Source organism: Enterococcus sp. HY326 (assembly GCF_026157065.1).
Taxonomy (GTDB): domain Bacteria; phylum Bacillota; class Bacilli; order Lactobacillales; family Enterococcaceae; genus HY326.
Genome location: NZ_JANLGQ010000004.1, coordinates 95561 through 110618, shown reverse-complemented (window position 1 = coordinate 110618; position 15058 = coordinate 95561). Strand labels below are relative to the sequence as shown.

Below are 15058 nucleotides of genomic sequence, written 5' to 3'. Positions count from 1 at the left end.
TTCCTCCATATAATAGAAAATAGAAAAAGCTGGGAGTTAAAATTCCCAGCCTTTTTCCTTCTTAAGCGACACTCATCTGCTTTTTAAAAATTCAATAGGAAATATTTTTTCTTTCCTCGACGAACAACAGTGAATTGACCGGAAATTTTATCGCTGTCGGCTAGCTGATAAGCTAAATCAGTTTGGCGTTCACCGTTAAGGTAAATCGCACCGTTTTGGATATCTTCTCTGGCTTGACGTTTAGAAGCTTCAATTCCAGAAGCAATCAACAAATCAACTAAGTTCAAACTCTCATCAGTCTGCACTTCATAGCTAGGCACATCTTTAAAGCCTTGTTTGATTTCTTCAGCTGTTAATCCTTTGATATCTCCGCTGAAAAGAGCTTCCGAGATATGGACCGCTTGTTCGTAGGCCGCTGGGCTGTGAACTAAACTCGTCACCTCTTTAGCTAGAGCTTTTTGAGCAGCTCGGCCTTCTGGCGCAGCTGTAAACTCCGCTTCAATTGCGGCAATCTCCGTCAAACTCAAGAAAGTGAAATATTTCAAAAATTTCACGGCATCCCGATCATCGGTGTTAATCCAAAATTGATAAAATTCATAGGGGGAGGTTTTCTCGGCATCAAGCCACACTGCATTGCCCTCTGTTTTGCCAAATTTTGTGCCGTCTGCTTTGGTGATTAACGGCATGGTCATGCCAAAACCTTGGACTTCTTTTTCCCGGCGCAATAATTCAATTCCCGAAGTGATATTGCCCCATTGGTCACTGCCGCCTAATTGCAACAGGCAGCCGTGGGTTTCGTATAATTTTAGAAAATCATAGGCCTGTAACAATTGGTAAGCAAATTCAGTGTAGGAAATCCCGGTTTCAATCCGGCGCTTCACACTTTCTTTACTCATCATGTAATTAATCGTAAAGTTTTTACCGACATCCCGCAAAAATTCAATTAAACTAATTTCCCCTAACCAATCATAGTTATTGGCCACCAATGCTGGATTTTTCTGATCTTCAAAATCAATAAAACGTGACAGCTGATCTTTAATACTAGCTGACCAATTTTTGACAGTATCTAAGGTGTTTAATTGACGCTCTTGGTCTTTAAATGACGGGTCGCCAATCATGCCAGTACCACCGCCGACTAAGGCAATCGGCACATGACCATTTTGTTGGAAACGACGCAAAGTTAAAATCGGCAATAGATGCCCGATATGCAAACTATCAGCAGTCGGATCAAAGCCGATATACAGCTTGACAGACTCTTCGTTTAATTGTTTGGTTAGTGCGTCTTCGTCAGTGACTTGATGAACCAAGCCCCGCAGCTTTAATTCTTCAAAAAAGCCTGAACTCATGTTATTTCCTCCTAGTTTAGCTAAGTTATTAATTTTTGGTAAAAGTTTGTGGCTATTACCGCTGTTTTCAGTTGAAAAATCCTACCCTGCCGTGGCCTTCAATAGCCAGTTCTTTTCGTTAGAAGCTTGCAATACCTCAGCGTAAAACAAACAACAATCGATAAAATCTGCAAGACAGTTCTAAAAAACCGCTGAAACCGTCTGAAAAAAGGTACTGCAAAAGATTTTAGCCACGCTGTACATACTTATTCATATTAACTGAAATAGCTGCGAAATAAAAGGGGAAAGTCTAGAATCTAGCGGGAAAATGCGATTTTTTTTTGGAATAGACCTATTTGTCCGCAAACCTATTCATTTATTTTGATTTTTGCTATAATACCATGAAGACTTTTATTTACTTTTCGGGAATTCTCAAGTCTTTGCAAGGAGGGAAAAGCTTTTGCCAATGGATCATGAGCAACAGCAACAGCTCAAAAAAGTTGAAAAAAAAGCTGGGTTTATTACAAATGTGACGCTAGGCATCTTCCAATCACTTTTTGTCTTTGTGATTGTCATTCTTTTGTTTCTAGGCGCATTAGGAGCAGGAATCGGGGCTGGTTATTTCGCCTCACTAGTAGCAGATACCAGTTTAATGGAACGGGATGATTTTGACCGGGCCTTTGGAAATATCACGGAAACATCTTATTTAAACTATGCTGATGGCAGCCAAATTGCCACCATCAGTTCAGATTTATTAAGAACAACCGTTTCATCAGAAGAAATTTCTAGCTTATTAAAAGATGCAATTGTCAGTGTCGAGGATGAAAATTTTTATGAACATTCCGGCTTTGTGCCAAAAGCCGTTTTGCGGGCTTTGATTTCTGAAGTCACCGGCTTAGGTTCTTCTGGTGGTTCAACTCTGACGCAACAATTGATTAAGCAGCAAGTCTTAACGGATGAAACGACCTTTGACCGAAAAGCCAATGAAATTTTATTGGCGGCTCAGGCCGAAAAATTTTATACCAAAGATGAAATCGTCACGACCTATTTAAATGTTTCTCCTTTTGGCCGTAATAATCGGGGGCAAAATATTGCCGGTGTTCAAGAAGCCGCAGAAGGCATTTTTGGTGTCAGTGCTGCTGAGGTCAACTTAGCCCAAGCCGCCTTTATTGCTGGCTTGCCTCAAAGCCCAATTGTTTACAGTCCTTACACGCAAGGCGGCGCTTTGAAGGAAGATTATTCAGCCGGATTAGAGCGTAAGGACGAAGTATTATTTGCAATGTATCGAGAAGGTCTGATTTCTGAAGCGGATTATAATGATGCCAAAAACTATGATTTGGCTGCTGACTTTTTACCACAGGCTACTGCCGAAACCGATGACCGGGATTTTCTTTACTATTCGGTGATGGATGAGGCTATCAATGTCTTAGCTGAACAGTTGGCTTTAAATGATGGTTTGTCCGAAACAGACTATCAAGAATCAACTAATATGAATCAATATTTAACTAGAGCCGAAAGACAAATTGAAAACAATGGCTACACCGTTACTTCGACAATTGACCAGTCATTGTACGACTCCATGCAACAAGCAGCCATTGATTATGGCTACATGCTCCAAGATGGTTCCGGCAATGAAGTTCAAACGGGAACCGTTATGATGGACAATACCACCGGAAAAATCTTAGCCTTTCTCGGTAGCTTAGATTATTCAACAAATCAAAATAATCATGCCTTAACTACTCAACGGCAGCCGGGTTCGACAATCAAACCGGTCTTAGCCTATGGTCCCGCCGTCGATCAAGGATTGATTGGAACCGAATCAAAAATTGCCAGCTATGAAGTTAAGTATGATACCAACGACCAAGTGATTCAAAATGCCAATGGAGTTTCCGGTGTCGGTAATTTTCTTTCGACTCGGGCAGCACTGCAGGCCTCAGATAATGTGGCGGCCTATCATACTTACCAAGAAATCCAAGATACTTTAGGCGCTAATTATGTCTATGAAAATTATTTATCCAAAATGAATTTTCCTGACAATGGCGACTGGAACACGGAATCTGCTCCATTAGGTACTTCAATTGTTACCGTTTTGGATATGGTAAATTCTTATCAAACATTAGCGAACGGCGGTAATTATTTAGAAGGTTATTTAGTGGAAAGCATTGTCGACAACGCCGGCAATGTGATTTATCAGCATCAAGCCGATCCTGTTCAAGTGTATAGTCAATCTGCCGCTTCCATTATGAATAATTTAATGGAAAGCGTCATTACAGCAGCTCAGACGACGTCATTTAAAGGAATTTTAACCGGGTTAAACTCGCCGATTGGGCAAGCTGATTGGGCCGGAAAAACCGGGACTACAGAGGATAATACCGATTCTTGGTTAATTGTGCAGACACCGGCGATTACCATTGGCAATTGGTCCGGTAAAGATGATAACAGTGCCCTCTATGGTTACTCGGGCGTTAGGAGCGGTAACTTTTTAGCTTATATGGTCAATCGCCTCTATCAAACCAACAGTGGCGTCTTTGGTGCTGATCAGAAATTTTCTTTAGCTTCTGATGTTCAATCTGTCCAAGTGTCAGATGTGACGGGTTTAAGAAAAGGCAACTTTACCTATGAGAATAAAAGTTATTCAGATCCTGGCAGCTTAGTGACCTCACTGTGGGCATCAGGAGCAACTATTGCCAATAGCCGCTACAATTTTGGTATTGGTGGCACCACGGAAAATTATCAAAGTTATTGGGCGCAGCACACGGCTAGTTCGACAACCTCATCCTCAGACTCCAGAAGTAGTGGTTCTAACTCAAATAATTCAACTACCACAGATAACGACAGCGATGATGCCGATAGCGATGATAACACCGAAGCTGACGACAATAATACTGAAGAAGAAACCCCGGCAGATAATACAATTACTGAGGGCAATAATACCGAATAAGCAAAAAAAGGCTGTACGGTTAGTTTTTAACAGATGAAAGCCGAACTATATTATATTTGCAACTGTGGTCCAGTAGGCCCTTGTCGCAAATGAACACTATCCAGTGATTTTTACTGGATAGTGTTCGTAAAGTTCGGCTCTGTTTTAACTAATTGTACAGCCTCTTTAATATATATTTCTAATTTAAAAATTACGGAAACGCTGATAACGTTCAGCCAACAGTGTTTCTGTATCCTTTTTACTTAATTCTGTCAATTTTTCAATTAAAGCCTTTTGCATCAAACGGTTAATTTTATCTTGTGGCAAAGCTTCGCCGTTAAAGGTTTCTGGAATCACCCGTTCAATCACAGCCATCTCCTGTAGCTCATTGGCTGTGATTTTCATCAACTCAGCTGCTTCTGCCGCCCGTGAGCCATCCTTCCAAAGGATGGAAGCAAAGCCTTCTGGTGATAAAATGGCATATATGCTATGCTCCATCATCCAGACCTCATCTGCAACGCCTAATGCTAAGGCGCCACCGCTGCCGCCTTCACCGATAATGATGGCGATAATCGGAACCTTTAAATCTGACATTTCCATCAAATTTTTAGCGATAGCTTCCCCTTCGCCCCGTTCTTCAGCACCGACGCCACAAAAAGCCCCGGCTGTATTGATTAAGGTAATCACCGGTCGTTTGAATTTCTCTGCTTGTTTCATCAATCGCAACGCTTTGCGGTAACCTTCCGGATTAGGAGCACCAAAATTCCGCTTGATATTGTCCTGTAAATCCTTACCCTTTTGAATGCCAACCACCGTCACCGGCTTGCCGGCTAATTTAGCGACACCACCGACAATCGCACTATCGTCTGCGAATAAACGATCGCCATGAAACTCTTGAAAGTCCTCAAAAATCGTTTCAAAATAATCTAAGCTGGTGGGGCGGTCCTGCTTTCTGGCTAATTGAACAATTTCATTTGCAGTTAAAGCCATTAGTTCCACCCCTCCATTGTATGCATGATTAATAACTCACTTAAACGCTCTTTTAATTCTGTTCGCGGTACGATTTGATCGACAAAACCGTGAGCCAACAAAAATTCTGCTTTTTGAAAGTCTTCTGGCAATTCTTGTTTGATGGTTTGCTCAATAACTCGCCGACCGGCAAAGCCAATCAGACTTTGCGGCTCCGCTAAAATAATGTCGCCTTCCATCGCAAAACTTGCGGTCACACCGCCCGTCGTTGGGTCGGTTAAGACCGTAATATATAACAGTCCAGCGTTACTGTGGCGTTTGACCGCCGCAGAAATTTTCGCCATCTGCATCAAAGAAAAAATCCCCTCCTGCATCCGAGCGCCGCCAGAGGCTGTGAAAATCACGACTGGTAATTTTTCTGCCAACGCTTTTTCAAAGAGACGGGTAATTTTTTCACCGACCACGGTACCCATACTGCCCATGATAAAATTGGCGTCCATAACACCAATCGCCACCGAATTCCCATTAATCTTGGCTTTTCCTGTGACCACGGCTTCATGCAAATCAGTTTTTTCCCGCAGCTGATCAATTTTACTAAGATAGTTTGGGAAAGCTAGTGGATCTTTGGTTTCGACCTCCGTATCCCATTCTCGAAAACTTTTGCTGTCAACGGTTAAGGCTAAACGCTCCCAAGCATTAATCCTAAAACTGTAACCGCAATAAGGACAAATTTTTTCCGTGCCGATATCCTTTGTGTAAATAGTTCGTTTACAGGAAGGACATTTGGCGAACATATCATCGGGAACCTCCGGCTTGCTGCTAGGTTGTCCGGGACGATTGGGATTGATGCGAATATAATTTTTGTTCTTTTTAAACAGCGCCAATTTCACGCCTCCTTCATTTTTCAGCCCAGATTAATTTAATCCTCTGGTGACCAGTTTGGTAAAAAGGTTTCTTGTAAAAAGGCTGTATCATAATCACCAGCTAAAACTTGGGGATGGCTGATCAAGTCTAATTGAAACTCCGCATTCGTGACGACACCTTCTGTCACCAGCTCGCTTAAAGCCCGCTGCATCTTCATCAGGGCTTCAAAGCGGCTTTCACCGTGGACAATCACTTTTGCAATCATCGAATCGTAATACGGGGGAATAGTATAACCTGAATACATAGCGCTGTCCACCCGCAGTCCCATACCGCCGCTTGGCAGTAATAAATTTTTAATTTTTCCCGGTGAAGGAGCAAAATTAAAGGCCGGATTTTCCGCATTGATGCGGCATTCAATCGCATGACCGCTAAAACAAATATCGGCCTGCTGCAATTCTAAGGGCAACCCAGCCGCAATTTCAATTTGCTTTTTAACCAAGTCAACACCTGTCACCATTTCAGTTACCGGATGCTCCACTTGGATGCGGGTATTCATTTCCATAAAATAAAAATCGCCTGCTTCGTCCATCAAAAATTCAATAGTGCCAGCATTTTGATACTTCACTGCCTGCGCTGCTCGAACCGCCGCTGCGCCTAAATCTTGACGCTTTTGCTTGCCGATGACAACCGAAGGGGATTCTTCTAAAACTTTTTGATTGTTCCGTTGCAAAGAGCAATCCCGTTCACCAAGATGAATGATATTGCCAAAGGCGTCCCCTAAAATTTGGACTTCGATGTGACGAGCCGGATAGACAATTTTTTCCAAATACATATCGCCATTGCCAAAAGCGGCTAAGGCTTCTGAACTGGCGGATTGAAAATGCTGCGGCAATTCCTCAGCCGTTAAAACTTTACGAATGCCTTTTCCACCACCACCGGCTGCTGCTTTTAGCATCACTGGATAACCAATTTCTTCAGCAATTTTCAAAGCTTCTTCGACATTGGCAACAGCACCATCACTGCCGGGAATTACTGGCACATTGGCTTCTAGCATTAACGTGCGGGCATTAATCTTATTGCCCATTGCATCAATGGTCGCGCCTTTTGGTCCGATAAAGGTAATATTTAATTCTTCACACATTGATGCGAAGCGGCTATTTTCCGACAAAAAACCAAAACCGGGATGAATCGCCTGAGCGTTTGTTACAATCGCAGCACTTAAAACCTGTTGAATATTTAAATATGAATCGGTCGCTTTGGCCGGTCCAATACAAATTGCTTCATCTGCTAACTGGGTGTGAAGCGCTTCACGGTCCGCCTCTGAATAAACAGCGACCGTCGCAATGCCCATCTCACGACAAGCACGGATAATCCGCACAGCAATTTCTCCTCGGTTGGCGATTAGAACTTTTGTAAACATAGACACCTATCCAATCATAAAAGTTAACTCAGCCTCGGCAACTTTTTTGCCGTTTACATAGGCAATCCCTTTGCCGATGCCAGCTACTTTTTTTACTTTAATTATTTCAACTTCTAACATTAAGGTGTCGCCGGGCACCACTTTCTGACGAAATTTAGCTTTGTCGATACCGCCAAAATAAGCGGTTTTGCCTTTAAAATCTGGCAATGACAATAAAGCAACAGCTCCAGCCTGCGCTAAGGCTTCTAAAATTAAAACGCCGGGCATTACTGGATTACCGGGAAAATGTCCTTGAAACACCTGTTCATTGAAGGTGACATTTTTCTTGGCAACGACTCGCTTGCCTTCTTCTAACTCCTCCACGCCATCAATCAAAAGCATTGGATAACGATGGGGAATAATTTCTTTAATTTCTTCAATTGATAATTTCATTTGCTTTATCCTTTTTGAGTAGTTTATTGAATGCGGAATAACGGTTGGCCGAATTCTACCACGGCTTCATTTTCCACTAGAATTTCAGCGACCACGCCGTCAATTTCACTAGTGATTTCGTTCATGACCTTCATCGCTTCCACGATACAAATAATGTCACCTTTTTTTACAGTGTCGCCGACTGCTTTAAAGTTCCCTTGATCTGGTGAAGGTGAAAGATAGACGACACCAACAATTGGTGAAACAATTTCGGTACCAGATTCCACAACGAACATTTCTGTCGGTCCATCATTGCTACCAATCACCTCAGCTGCCGGTGGTGCGGGTATCGGTTGTGAACTCACTAGCGGTGTTTCTGTCACAGCAACAGTTGTTTGCTGGCCACGGGTCATGTCATTTTTGTTCATATATAATTCAAAAGAGCTTTCCTTTAAGTCAAACTCTGTCAGGCTGGATTGGTCAAAACTTTTTAATAAATCTTTGACTTCATTAATATTCATGAATAATTGCTCCTCACTGTCTACACAGTTTCAAAAAATAATTGCAAAAAACGGGTCTAAAGACTTCTAACTAAAATGCACTAGACACCTTAGACCCGGAAAAAATAAAATATAAATTAAGCTTCCCAACGCTTCAAGCAAAGAACCGCATTGTGACCACCAAAACCAAGTGAATTACTTAAAGCATAAGTAATCTCAGCTGGTTTGCTTTCGTTAATGACTACATTAACTTCAACGTCTGGGTCTAATTCAGTTACATTGATGGTTGGTGGAATAAATTGCTCCTGCAAAGCAACTAAGGCCGCTGCTGCTTCAATTCCGCCAGCTGCACCTAATAAGTGACCCGTCATTGATTTAGTTGAGCTAACATATGGTGTTGCATAATCGTCACCTAAAGCTAGCTTAATAGCTTTAGATTCAGCTACGTCATTTGTTGGCGTGCTTGTTCCATGAGCGTTGATATAACCAACCTCAGCCGGAGTAATCCCCGCTTCAGCCATTGCCAACTTCATTGCCTTAGCAGCACCTGAGCCATCCGGTGTCGGAGCAGTCATATGATACGCATCACAGTTTGCGCCATAACCGACAACTTCACCTAAAATAGTGGCGCCACGTTTTTCAGCATGCTCTAAAGATTCTAAAAGGAATACGCCAGCACCTTCCCCCATCACAAAACCACTGCGATGAGCATCAAAAGGTCTAGAACCAGTTGCTGGGTCTGTTTCCGTTGATAAAGCCGTTAAAGCAGCAAAACCGGCAATGCCGATTTCACAAATTGAAGCTTCAGCACCACCAGCCAACATAACATCTTGATAGCCATGTTTGATATTTCTAAAGGCTTCACCGATCGAATGCGTTCCACTGGCACAGGCCGTGACAATTGCTGTACAAATTCCCTTTGCGCCAACTTTCAAAGCGATATTGCCGGCAGCCATGTTGGCAATCGACATCGGCACGAACATTGGTGAAACCCGTTGTGGGCCTTTTTCATTCATCCGAGTGACTTGATCTTGAATCGTTGGCAGTCCACCGATACCGGAACCTACCATGACACCGAAGCGGTCTGCATCGGTATCTTCGGCTTTCAAATTAGCCATTTCCATCGCTTCTAAAGCTGCATAGATTCCATATAAGGAAAACCAGTCCATCCGTTTGGCATCTTTTTTAATAAAATGTTTATCGTAAGGAAAATCTTTGACTTCCCCCGCCAAAGAAATGCCGGTTTCGCTGGCATCAAATTTAGTAATCGGACCAATACCGTTAGTACCGGCTTTTAAATTATTTTTAAAGGTTTCAGCATCGTTGCCAATCGGCGAAGCGACACCGTAACCAGTAATCACTACTCGTGTCATTTTTATTCCTCCTATTTAAGGTAATCCATTTTTCAAAAATTCAGGTAGCAAACCTGCTAATTTTTTAGCCGTTCATCACTAAGCCACCGTCAACATTGATAACTTGACCGGTGATATATTGATTTTGTGCTAAAAACAAAGCCGTTTGGGCAACTTCTTCAACATTGCCATAACGTTTTAAAGGAATTTGTTCAACCGTCTGTTCTTTGACCTTGTCAGAGAGAACTTCTGTCATATCTGTTTCGATAAAACCTGGGGCAATCGCATTGACTGTAATCCCACGGGCAGCAGCTTCTCGGGCGACGGATTTTGTAAAACCGACAACGCCGGCTTTACTAGCAGCATAATTAGCTTGTCCAAGGTTGCCCATCAATCCAGAAACGCTGGCCAAATTGATAATCACGCCTTCTCTGAGCTTCATCATTTTCTTCAAAGCGTGCTGAGTCATGTTAAAAGTACCGGTCAAATTGATTTTGATAACTTCTTCAAAATCAGCAGCTTTCATGCGAATTAATAATTTATCATCGGTGATGCCGGCGTTATTGATTAAGATATGCACGGGGCCTAAATTAGCTTCCGCCTCTGCCAGCATGCTAGCGGCGTTATCAAAATCAGCAATATCGCCAGAAACTCCGATACATTTCACGCCATGGGCAGTGATTTCAGCAACTTGTTCATCTGAAATCTGGCTGCGGCCATTTAAAATAATATTGGCGCCCGCCTTAGCAAATGCGTGGGCCAAAGCTTTGCCGATACCTCGGGTACTGCCGGTGATAAAAACATTTTTATCCTTAATTTCCATTGCTTCCTCCTGATAACAGCACTAGCGTTTCAGCGAGGGTTTTACTATCCTCAACGCGGCTGTGTTGGATTGTCTTATCGATTTTTTTCAAAAAGCCGGTCAAGGTTTTGCCGGGACCAACTTCAATCATCGTGTCGATGCCTAAGCCCTGCAAAGTTGTAACACTTTCGTAAAAGCGCACCGGTGACATGACTTGCCTTGTTAATAAATCTTTGACTTGATTTTTTTCCATCACTTGAGCGGTCGTATTGCTGACAACCGGCACTTTAAAATCGTGAAACGTCACGTCTTCTAAAGCTACTGCCAATTTTTCAGCAGCAGGTTTTAGTAAGGCTGTGTGGAAAGGTCCACTGACATTAAGGGGCATCATTCGTTTTGCACCTTTTGCAGTTAAAATTTCCATCGCCTTATCAACCGCTGCTACTTCACCGCCAATTACGATTTGTTGTGGCGTATTGTAATTCGCTGGTGAGACGATGCCAAATTGGCTAGCCTCCCGACAGCTTTCTTCAATTACTTCCACTGGTGTGTTCATGACCGCCATCATTTTACCGACGCCTTTTGGTGCGGCGGTTGCCATATATTGACTGCGTTTGGCAATCAAGGCGATTGCATCAGCAAAGCTCAACGCTCCGCTAGCAACTAAAGCTGTATATTCTCCCAAACTCAATCCGGCGGCCGCATCGTAGGTAATGCCTTTTTCCTGCAATACTCGCAAAAATCCTACACAGACAGTCAAAATTGCTGGTTGGGTAAATTCTGTTTGATTTAAACGTTCATTTTCAGTGAAACATAATTCAGCGACATCGTAGCCTAAGCTATCGCTGGCTTCAGTGAAAGTCTCTTTAACAATTTTTTCTTGTTCGTATAATTCTTTTCCCATTCCGGGATATTGAGCACCCTGTCCACTAAATAATAAGGCTGTTTTCATGGTAGTTCCTTTCTCATCAGCAAAATAGCAGTAGGGACTGGGACATAATTTAGCAAAAATGTTTTGGTTCAAGCCTTTGTGACAGCCGGGCATAGAATCCAGCCATCACAAAAGCTTAAACGTGTTCAGAACATTTTGGCCGTTAACTTATGTCACAGTCCCACTAATTTTTTATTTTTCTGCTAATTGTTTTTCAACATAAGTAACTAAGTCTTGAACGGTTGCAATACCGTCTTCCGTTTCAATTTTCACATCGAATTCGTCTTCAATTTCATTGATGATTTGGAAAAGGTCTAAGCTGTCTGCTTCCAAGTCTTCTTGGATGTTTGTTGTCAATTGAATTTCTTCAGCGTCCTTACCTAATTCTTCTACAATGATGCCTTGAATTTTTTCGAATACCATAATAAATCCTCCGATTGTTTTGTTAGTTTTCTTGAGCAGTGCTCTGTATATGCAAACGGTCCTAAACGGTGACCAGGAGACTTCCCCAGGTTAAGCCACCGCCATAACCCGTTAACATCAATTTTTGATTTGATCCCAGCTGGATGGTGCCGGCTTGCACGGCTTCATCTAATAAAAGTGGGATACTAGCTGCTGACGTGTTGCCATAGTCAGCCATATTGGTGAGAAATTTTTCTCGTGGTACCTTCAACTTGCGGGCAATTTTATCAATAATCCGCTCATTTGCTTGATGCAATAAATAATAATCAATCGTATCTTTTTCTTCTGCCGCAACTGCTGAAATGTTTTTAACAACATCTCTCGTAGCAAAATCGAAAATATCGCGACCATTCATCTGTAAAAAATACTCATCTGTCGGTGGCTCTTGCCAAAAGGGACTGTCAAAATTTTTCTTACCGGCCGTCAAACTCTTTTGCCTTGTGCCATCAGAGGCCAACAATTCTCGGTGAAAATGTTGCACATCGCTAGCTTCAACTACGACTCCAGCGGCGCCATCACCGAATAAAACAGCGGTGCTGCGGTCCTCCCAATCCAATAATTTTGAAGTGGTTTCGCCGCCGATAACTAGTCCTCTTTGATAGCCGCCGCGAATAAATTTTTCAGCAGTGGCTAAGCCAAAGACAAATCCCGAACAAGCAGCCGTTACATCAAAAGCAAAGGCTTGCGTAGCTCCAATTGCTCCTTGGACCATACAGGCCACTGAAGGACAGGTATAATCTGGTGACATGGTTGCAACAATAATAAAATCTAAACTATCTGCTGGAAAATTAGTTTCAGCGATAAGTTTTTCAGCAACTTGGATACATAAATCCGAAGTATCTTCGCCAGTCGTGATATGACGAGCGTGAATGCCTGTCCGACTGGTTATCCATTCATCTGAGGTCTCCATCATTTCGGAAAGCTGATCGTTGGTTACCCGATTAGCCGGCACATAACTTGCAGTAGCAGTAATTTTTGCATAATTTTTCATCCGTGATCCTCACTTATAAGAATGCAGAAAATCATGAAGGTTTTTTAACGCTTTTAACAACGCCGTCTCTTCATCCTTTTCCATTCCTGTCAAAATATTTTTCACCATTTGCCGATGAAAGTGCTGGTGCACTCGGAATAAAAGTTTTCCTTTTTTGGTAAGTCCCAGCTTCACCACTCGGCGATCATCTTCGCTGCGGATGCGTTCGACATACTCTTTTTTGACAAGACGATTGATTGCCGTCGTCAAGGTCCCAACGGTAATCGACAATTCTTTAGCAACTTCGGAAGTGGTTTTTTTGCGATACATGCCAATGGCTTCAATCGTGTGCATCTCCGTTATCGAGACATCATCGAATCGCGACTTTTTTAATTCCGATTCTTCAATTGTCAAAATATCATTAAAGATGCTTACTAAATAGTCGTTGACTGTTTCTAAATTCGGTTCCATGGTCCACCACCAATTAGTTTGATTATCAAATCATTTGATGTTCAAACTATATCTTACTAAAAAAAAAAATGCAATAGGATTTTAACAATAATTTCTAGACATTCTCAAGAAATAATTGTCAAAAACCCGTCGCATTCTTTTAAACCTATGCAAAATCAGCATTTCAAACTTATTCAATTTAGTTTGATTGTGAAACTTTTTTGAGAAGCTTTAACTTTTTTTAAGATTTAATCAAAGAGATAGCGAATTTGTGGATTGCGGGCAGCCCCTACCTCATCCACTCGGCCGACTGGCGTCGTCAATGGATACTCATGGAAAACTTCACCATTTTCCATAGCTTGGTCATACAGATCCAAGAAAATTTGAATTGCTTCATCTAAAGTTTGTTTTGATTCAGTTTCTGTCGGCTCTAACATTAACGCCTCTGGAACAATCAGCGGGAAGTACATGGTTGGCGGATGCATTTGATAATCCAATAAAGCTTTCGCCATATCCAAAGCACTTACACCTGTTTGTTTTTTCAACTGACTTAAACTTATTACAAATTCATGCATACAATGGTCGCCATAGGGGACTTGATATTTTTCCTTAAGCCCATGAAGTAAATAGTTTGCGTTTAAAACAGCCGCTTTGGCTGAAGCGGTGATGCCATCACCACCAAGCGTCAGCAAGTAGGTCAAGGCTCTCGTCAAGATTGAAAAATGACCGTAAAAGCCTTTGACCTGACCAATTGTATGTTTTGGTGTGGTGAAGGCCCAAGTTCCATTCGTTTCAACTGGATAATAATCCGGCAGAAAATCCTTTAAAATTGCTTTGCAGCCGACAGGTCCCATGCCGGGGCCGCCGCCACCGTGGGGAGTTGAAAAAGTTTTGTGAATATTTAAATGAACAACATCAAAGCCCATATCCCCTGGGCGCACAATCCCCATAATCGGATTCAAATTGGCACCGTCATAGTAATTTAAGCCACCAGCATCATGCACAATTTTTGTAATTTCCGTGATGTTCGGATCAAAAATTCCAACCGTATTTGGATTGGTCAACATTAAGCCGGCAGTATCAGGTCCAACCGCTGCCTTCAAAGTCTCTAAATCGACACAGCCAAATTCATCTGACGGTATATTGACAGTTTCAAAGCCGGCCATCGCCGAACTAGCGGGATTCGTTCCGTGAGCGGAATCCGGCACAATAATTTTGGTTCTGTGGTGGTCTCCGTTGAGCTCGTGATAGGCTTTGATCATCAGCAAAGCGGTTAACTCACCATGAGCCCCAGCAGCTGGTTGAAAAGTAAACGCATCCATGCCATTGATTTCACTTAACCAGCTTTCAGCCGTAGTCATCACTTCTAAAGCACCTTGAATTGTTTCAACTGGCTGCAACGGATGAATCTCTTTAAAGCCCTCCAAGCCGGCCACTTCATCATTGACTTTTGGATTATATTTCATCGTACAAGAACCGAGGGGATAAAATCCATCGTTAACACCAAAACTTTCTTTAGCCAGTTGCGTATAATGGCGGCTTAATTCATTTTGAGAAAGTTCCGGCAGATGCAAGTCAGTCTGGCGCCGCAAATTTTCGGGAATTGCGCTGCCCGGCACATCGCTAGCGCCTAGCCAATCCGTTTCGTAACCGGGAATACTTCTTTCAAAAACTAATTTCAT

The 15058-nt window shown here is 42.4% G+C and carries 14 protein-coding genes; 1 reads left to right on the top strand and 13 read right to left on the bottom strand.

From position 1 onward, the window contains the following. Positions 1-83: 83 nt before the first annotated feature. Complete coding sequence (tyrS, locus tag ORH16_RS11195; RefSeq protein WP_265458927.1) at positions 84-1346, bottom strand: tyrosine--tRNA ligase; 1263 nt, start codon at positions 1344-1346, stop codon at positions 84-86. 445 nt (positions 1347-1791) lie between these two features. On the opposite strand from tyrS, the gene ORH16_RS11190 reads away from it, so the two are divergent. Continuing rightward, positions 1792-4266: a transglycosylase domain-containing protein gene (locus tag ORH16_RS11190; RefSeq protein ID WP_265459227.1), complete on the top strand. Its 2475-nt coding sequence runs from the start codon at positions 1792-1794 to the stop codon at positions 4264-4266. Positions 4267-4449: 183 nt separating this feature from the next. On the opposite strand, the gene ORH16_RS11185 is transcribed toward ORH16_RS11190, so the two are convergent. The 12 genes from ORH16_RS11185 to gcvPB form a co-directional block, all read right to left on the bottom strand. Next, on the bottom strand, positions 4450-5235 hold the full coding sequence (locus tag ORH16_RS11185; RefSeq protein ID WP_265458926.1) for an acetyl-CoA carboxylase carboxyl transferase subunit alpha: 786 nt from the start codon (positions 5233-5235) through the stop codon (positions 4450-4452). After that, positions 5235-6098: an acetyl-CoA carboxylase, carboxyltransferase subunit beta gene (gene accD, locus ORH16_RS11180; protein ID WP_265458925.1), complete on the bottom strand. Its 864-nt coding sequence runs from the start codon at positions 6096-6098 to the stop codon at positions 5235-5237. The genes ORH16_RS11185 and accD overlap by 1 nt, the downstream gene beginning before the upstream one ends. A gap of 35 nt (positions 6099-6133) precedes the next feature. Next, positions 6134-7498 carry an acetyl-CoA carboxylase biotin carboxylase subunit gene (locus tag ORH16_RS11175; RefSeq protein WP_265458924.1) on the bottom strand — a complete coding sequence of 455 codons (1365 nt, stop codon included), beginning with the start codon at positions 7496-7498 and terminating at the stop codon, positions 6134-6136. 6 nt (positions 7499-7504) lie between these two features. After that, positions 7505-7930, bottom strand: a complete 426-nt coding sequence (fabZ, locus tag ORH16_RS11170; RefSeq protein ID WP_265458923.1) for a 3-hydroxyacyl-ACP dehydratase FabZ — start codon at positions 7928-7930, stop codon at positions 7505-7507. 23 nt (positions 7931-7953) lie between these two features. Further along, on the bottom strand, positions 7954-8430 hold the full coding sequence (gene accB, locus ORH16_RS11165) for an acetyl-CoA carboxylase biotin carboxyl carrier protein (RefSeq protein WP_265458922.1): 477 nt from the start codon (positions 8428-8430) through the stop codon (positions 7954-7956). 116 nt (positions 8431-8546) lie between these two features. Continuing rightward, a complete protein-coding gene (gene fabF / locus ORH16_RS11160) occupies positions 8547-9782 on the bottom strand; it encodes a beta-ketoacyl-ACP synthase II (RefSeq protein WP_265458921.1) in 1236 nt (411 codons plus the stop codon). Between the two features lie 64 nt (positions 9783-9846). Beyond that, the gene (gene fabG / locus ORH16_RS11155; protein WP_265458920.1) at positions 9847-10584 is read right to left on the bottom strand and encodes a 3-oxoacyl-[acyl-carrier-protein] reductase; all 738 of its coding nucleotides are present in this window, start codon (positions 10582-10584) and stop codon (positions 9847-9849) included. Further along, positions 10574-11515, bottom strand: coding sequence for an ACP S-malonyltransferase (gene fabD, locus ORH16_RS11150; RefSeq protein ID WP_265458919.1), 942 nt, complete (start codon positions 11513-11515; stop codon positions 10574-10576). Before fabD ends, fabG begins: the two co-directional genes overlap by 11 nt. Before the next feature lie 171 nt (positions 11516-11686). Beyond that, positions 11687-11917, bottom strand: coding sequence for an acyl carrier protein (locus ORH16_RS11145; RefSeq protein ID WP_265458918.1), 231 nt, complete (start codon positions 11915-11917; stop codon positions 11687-11689). Between the two features lie 61 nt (positions 11918-11978). After that, positions 11979-12947 carry a beta-ketoacyl-ACP synthase III gene (locus ORH16_RS11140; protein WP_265458916.1) on the bottom strand — a complete coding sequence of 323 codons (969 nt, stop codon included), beginning with the start codon at positions 12945-12947 and terminating at the stop codon, positions 11979-11981. A 9-nt stretch (positions 12948-12956) separates the two neighbouring features. Next, entirely contained in the window at positions 12957-13397 is a 441-nt protein-coding gene (locus ORH16_RS11135; RefSeq protein ID WP_265458914.1) for a MarR family winged helix-turn-helix transcriptional regulator, read from the bottom strand. 227 nt (positions 13398-13624) lie between these two features. Next, a complete protein-coding gene (gene gcvPB, locus ORH16_RS11130) occupies positions 13625-15058 on the bottom strand; it encodes an aminomethyl-transferring glycine dehydrogenase subunit GcvPB (protein WP_265458912.1) in 1434 nt (477 codons plus the stop codon).

Excerpts from the sequence above, each read along its gene's own strand:
- tyrS (WP_265458927.1), bottom strand. The coding sequence starts at position 1,346 with ATGAGTTCAGGCTTTTTTGAAGAATTAAAGCTGCGGGGCTTGGTTCAT.
- ORH16_RS11190 (WP_265459227.1), top strand. The coding sequence starts at position 1,792 with ATGGATCATGAGCAACAGCAACAGCTCAAAAAAGTTGAAAAAAAAGCT.
- ORH16_RS11185 (WP_265458926.1), bottom strand. The coding sequence starts at position 5,235 with ATGGCTTTAACTGCAAATGAAATTGTTCAATTAGCCAGAAAGCAGGAC.
- ORH16_RS11175 (WP_265458924.1), bottom strand. The coding sequence starts at position 7,498 with ATGTTTACAAAAGTTCTAATCGCCAACCGAGGAGAAATTGCTGTGCGG.
- fabZ (WP_265458923.1), bottom strand. The coding sequence starts at position 7,930 with ATGAAATTATCAATTGAAGAAATTAAAGAAATTATTCCCCATCGTTAT.
- accB (WP_265458922.1), bottom strand. The coding sequence starts at position 8,430 with ATGAATATTAATGAAGTCAAAGATTTATTAAAAAGTTTTGACCAATCC.
- fabF (WP_265458921.1), bottom strand. The coding sequence starts at position 9,782 with ATGACACGAGTAGTGATTACTGGTTACGGTGTCGCTTCGCCGATTGGC.
- fabG (WP_265458920.1), bottom strand. The coding sequence starts at position 10,584 with ATGGAAATTAAGGATAAAAATGTTTTTATCACCGGCAGTACCCGAGGT.
- fabD (WP_265458919.1), bottom strand. The coding sequence starts at position 11,515 with ATGAAAACAGCCTTATTATTTAGTGGACAGGGTGCTCAATATCCCGGA.
- ORH16_RS11145 (WP_265458918.1), bottom strand. The coding sequence starts at position 11,917 with ATGGTATTCGAAAAAATTCAAGGCATCATTGTAGAAGAATTAGGTAAG.
- ORH16_RS11140 (WP_265458916.1), bottom strand. The coding sequence starts at position 12,947 with ATGAAAAATTATGCAAAAATTACTGCTACTGCAAGTTATGTGCCGGCT.
- ORH16_RS11135 (WP_265458914.1), bottom strand. The coding sequence starts at position 13,397 with ATGGAACCGAATTTAGAAACAGTCAACGACTATTTAGTAAGCATCTTT.
- gcvPB (WP_265458912.1), bottom strand. The coding sequence starts at position 15,058 with ATGAAATTAGTTTTTGAAAGAAGTATTCCCGGTTACGAAACGGATTGG.